Origin of the sequence: Schlesneria sp., assembly GCF_036405755.1 — a bacterium.
Lineage (GTDB): Bacteria > Planctomycetota > Planctomycetia > Planctomycetales > Planctomycetaceae > Schlesneria > Schlesneria sphaerica.
This window is the reverse complement of record NZ_DASWWZ010000171.1, coordinates 1-4797: the sequence shown is the minus strand read 5'-3', so window position 1 is coordinate 4797 and position 4797 is coordinate 1. Positions and strand designations below refer to the sequence as shown.

Here is a 4797-nt window from a genome sequence, read left to right as displayed (position 1 = left end):
TCGTAGTAGACGGCGAACGCCAGTTGTTCTCCTGAGGACGACCAGCAGGGTGATTCAAGCCAGCCATAGGGTGAAGGTCCGTTAGCCCGCCAGACAGAATCGGGGATCTGAATCACGTGACCGGACTTGACGGTCAGTATGTCAACTTGGCTGCTTCCTTCATGCGTGACGTCGAAGCTGTCGGGCGTCGTGATGAGAGCGATTCTGGTTTCATCCGGACTGACACTCATGGAGTGAATGTATCGATTCTGGTCGTAGAGCGTCTCGACTCGCCAATTTGTTAAATTCACTTTGCACAGGCGACTGCATTCGGAGGCACCTTCACCATAGACGAGGTTCTTGAAATCCTTCTTCAGTTTTGCCCATTCGGCGTGCGGCTGGGGGACCGATTCGACGTAGTAGACAGAATCCCCTCCAGAGCCGACCTCAAAGGCACTGATCCCATCCGAGCAGAATGTGACGGGAGTGATCCGAGTGGACTCGATATGAAGTCTCCACACTTGAGCTTTGTCGTTGTAGGGAGGACTTGTCTCATTCGGTCGTTTAAACGTTCCCCGAAAGAACAGCGATTTCCCGTCAGGAGCCCACTTGACCATCATTTGCGGGCCCGGATCGAATGTCAGTCTTTCCGTTCTTTTCGTGGCACTGTCGACCAGCCAGATGTCGACATTGCCGGGGACGTCGGACTCGCCCCACCGTCGTTCGACGTAGGCGACGTGTTGGCCATTCGGTGAGATTTCGCACTCCGTAATGTGACCTTGCGTGAAGTAATCAGCGATCGTGACCGAGTGAGTTCGCTTTGTTTCTTCGCCGGCCGAAGGAGTCGCTGTCGTGAAGATCAAAGCGAACGGTATCACCAGCAGGATAAGGATCAGTCGTTGACTACGTTGCATCTTGAGTTCCTTGTGAGTTGGCATAACGGTGCAATCGTGCTGTCGCTTCCGCCGGAAACACTTCTTGCAAGACTCATCGGAGGAGGGGGAAAGTAACTCCCTGACCAGTTGCCGCTGTAGAGCGTTAACTAACGTAATCGTCGTTCGAGGTGAGGTGCAGATTATAGGGGTGTGTGTACGAGTGTACAAACGCAGGGTGATAATTCATGTAAAGCGAACATTGTCCGAGTCCTGCTTTAATATGGTGGTCGCTTCCTCGTGACTCGTCTGGATAAATCAGGTCAGAGCGAGTCACGATCTCGTCTCTGATTAAACGATCTCGTCTCTGATTAAAGAGGTGAGGCTGCGGCGTGTGACCGCCATCTCTTCATGAGGGCTACCGGCTGGCAATCTGTGCAGCGAAGTTCAGGGCGACCCGAAGCTGCCCGCTTTTTGACGGTGAGGATGCCATAGTCCAGGGAAGGCAATGTGCGGTCATGCAGGGTTCTGCAAGGGTGGGGCTTGAAGAGTGTCGGTTGACGGACACTGCAAAGCGGTCGAACAATTCAGGGTTGCTGTGATTTCTTTTGATCGGGGAATACAGTTCTTCTCTCTTTCTGGAGGGTCCCTTGGAGTCGAGCCGGTGGCAACGCAGAGATCGAGACGGATTGGATGGATACTGGGTGCGGTTCTGGGCGTAATAGTCGTCGTCGGACTCTACCGCTACTTTCAGCCTGAAGAAGAATTCACCGACGAAGATTGGTCTCGGGCTGTCAGTTCCGTTGAGAAACTGGCAGAGCAGCAACGGGCCGATGAACTGTCCCCCCTGCTCCGTGATCTCGCGCGACGAAAGCCGACTCGCGAAAAGTTGATGCTCCGGCTTGCGCTCGTCAGTATCAATCTCGACGACGCTGACATGGCGGCGACATTCCTTGGTCAGTTGCCCGAGACGGAACCGAGTCCCGGGCGACAATTGCTGCAGGGAATTGTTGCGGCCATGAAACATCGCGCGGCCGATGCAGAGCGATACTGGATCGACGCTGTCACTCTGAATCCCAAGCTGGGAGCCGCCTGGGAGCGACTGGCGCAGCTCTATTTGTCCCAGATCCGCAGTAGTGACGTCCGCAAGGCATTTGAGGGGCTGCAGACGTGCCGTCCTCTTTCGGTTGAAGAGCTTTCAGCGTACTCGTCCGCGAATGAGCAATTTTACTCCGCTGGCGAGCGACTCGCTCTGATGGAGCAGTACTCCACCGCCGATCCGCAAGACGCGGAGAGTCACACGGCAGCGGCGCGTTACCTGTTGCTCGACGATCGGTATCCCGAGGTTCTTGCTTTACTGCAATCTCGGCCCCTGCGGCCGGAGGATGTTCGTCTGGCTGTCGAGGCGCAACTGCGACTTGGCAGGCTGGCTGATGCCGAGCAAACGCTGAAGCCCTGGGCACAGAATGAAGATCCTCCTTCACCGATCGCCCGCGCCCGGGGAATGTATGCGGCGGCGACGTCCCACTGGGCGGAAGCCGCCTGGTTTCTTCGTCTGGTTGTCACTCATGATCCCGCTGACACTCCGGCCATCTATCAATTGGGGCAGGCTCTGGATCGTCTGGGACATGCGGAACCGGCCGCAGCCGCATTGAGGCTGGCAGCGAAGGGGGAACAGCTCAGTAACCTGATTCATCGCATTCGCCGAACGACTCATTTGCCAGTGCGGGGATTGTCGCCGCTGATTATTGATGCGTGTCAGTTGATGACGGAACTGGGGCGACGGCGTGAAGCGGCGTCATGGCTGCGGTTGCTGATGACGGAAGGAGTCGAATCGCCTCGAGTTGACGAGTTGCGCGCGGCCCTTTCCGCAGGTCGCTCTGAGAATGTGTTGCCTCCCGAACTCGAGTTAGTGGCCGCGGTCACGCTGTCCAAACCGGGCACCGATCGGTCGATCAACAAGCCGGCCACGTCTGTCATGTTGGAGCCCGGTCCGTCGGCGCTGGCGTCCCTGCCGAAGTTTGAGGATGTGCATCAGTCTGCGGGTATCGACTTCACGTTTGAGGTGGGGGGGATCGGACAAAAATGGATCGTGGAGACACTGGGCGGCGGGGTGGCTGCGTTTGATTACGACAACGATGGTTGGACGGACCTCTATTTCGCTCAGGGTGGTGAGCTTGAAAGTCAATTTCGAGGGAGCGGTGTTATCGCGGGAAAAACGTGGCCCGCCCCTGCGGGAAAGTTGTTTCGTAACCTGGGTAACGGGCAGTTTCGTGATGCGACGGAGTCTGCGGGGATCGATCGTCAGGTGTATGGTCAAGGATGTTCCGCAGGTGACTTTGACAATGACGGCGATGCCGACCTGTTCGTTGCGGGTTTTGGCCGGAATGTTTTCTACAGGAACAACGGGGATGGAAGCTTCACCGAGATTTCTGATGCTGCGCAGGTCGTGGGGACAGAATGGCAAACGAGTGCTGCCTTCTGTGATTTGAATCTGGATGGCAATCTTGACCTTTACGTGACGGCCTATGTTCGCGACCCGTTCAAGGTCTGCAGGAAGCCGGACGGCACGTACACGATTTGCAGCCCGGCAAACTACATCGCGGCGGACGACACCCTGTATTTGAACCGAGGGGATGGCACGTTTGAGGATATCTCGCAGGAGAGCGGAATTCGGGTCCCGTTAGGAAAGGGATTGGGCGTTGTCGTGGCGGATTTCACTGGGGATCGACGTCCTGATATCTACGTGGCCAACGACGGAACTCCCAATTTTCTCTTTATGAACGAAGGGAATGATGCACAGGGGCGATGCCGGTTTACCGAGATCGGAATGCGATCAGGCTGTGCGGTCAATAACCGGGGAATGGCTCAGGCCGGGATGGGAATTGTCTGTGAGGATTTCGACGGCAACGGATGGCTCGACCTGATCGTCACCAACTTTTTCAACGAAGGGGCGACGCTCTACCTCAATCAAGGTGAAGGGTATTTCGAGGACCAGTCTGCAACAGCAGGGCTATTGTCCGCCACCAAACAGTTGCTGGGTTTCGGAATTCAAAGCATTGACTATTCGCTGTCGGGGGCCCTGGGGTTATTTATTGCCAATGGTCACATTGGCGATTTCGGTGAGCGAAATGAGCCCTGGAAGATGCCGCCACAGGCTTTCTCGGGCGATCAACGAGGGCATTTCGTTGACTGCTCCAAGACGGCGGGGGACTTTTTCCAGGCGCCGGCACTCGCACGCGCGGTGGCACGCCTGGATTTCGATCGCGACGGCAGGCCCGATCTTGCCGTGACGTATCTCGACCGCCCTGCTGCTTTGCTGCGTAATCTGTTGGAGAAGGCGGGAAACCACATTCAATTGCAACTTGTCGGTACCCGCTCGAATCGGGACGGTCGAGGCTGTCGAATTGAGATGGAGGTGGGCGGGCAGACCCGAATCTTTGAGGCCAGTTCGGGTGATGGCTTCATGAGCTGCAATGAGAGGTCTTTTCTGCTCGGCCTCGGTTCAGCCCAGCAGATCGACGAACTAAGAATTTTTTGGCCGTCTGGCGCAGTATCTGCTTTGAATGCGGTGGCTGCGAACACGGATTCTGTCGTAATTGAACGCGCAGACTGAGCTCGTGTTCATGTTCTCGATTCGCACTGTTCTGTTGATGCGCCGCATCTTGTTGCGTGTAGCATTTTTGTCAGGTCACTTTGCTACTTAATGTATTAATAACAGTTAATCTGAGGAACCATAAAAAGCCGTGATTTTGAAGGGTTGCACCTTGAAGTTTGTGTTTATAGCAGTGATACTTCCCGAGATCTCCTTTCACAAAAACTGACTTATGAACCGATGTTTCGGTGGTAAATCCGTGAGCAGGCCCAACAGGTGCGTGCATCGCCCGGGCTTTCTGCTGTTCCGTTCCCGGTAATCTTTGTTTCGCAAAAGATTTGCGAACTCTCT

General features: G+C 55.5%; 3 protein-coding genes. 1 reads left to right on the top strand and 2 read right to left on the bottom strand.

Annotated features, from left to right (window positions below; translation table 11 throughout):
* Window positions 1–893, bottom strand: an 893-nt coding sequence (locus VGE80_RS05690) for a TolB family protein (RefSeq protein ID WP_440591975.1), incomplete at its 3' end; no start/stop codon positions are given.
* Between the two features lie 622 nt (window positions 894–1515).
* Between VGE80_RS05690 and VGE80_RS05685 the strand changes: the two genes are divergently transcribed.
* Entirely contained in the window at window positions 1516–4467 is a 2952-nt protein-coding gene (locus VGE80_RS05685) for an FG-GAP-like repeat-containing protein (protein ID WP_440591974.1), read from the top strand.
* A 70-nt stretch (window positions 4468–4537) separates the two neighbouring features.
* Here VGE80_RS05685 and VGE80_RS05680 read toward each other — a convergent pair.
* A partial coding sequence (locus VGE80_RS05680) for a hypothetical protein (RefSeq protein ID WP_440591973.1) occupies window positions 4538–4797 on the bottom strand: 260 nt, incomplete at its 5' end.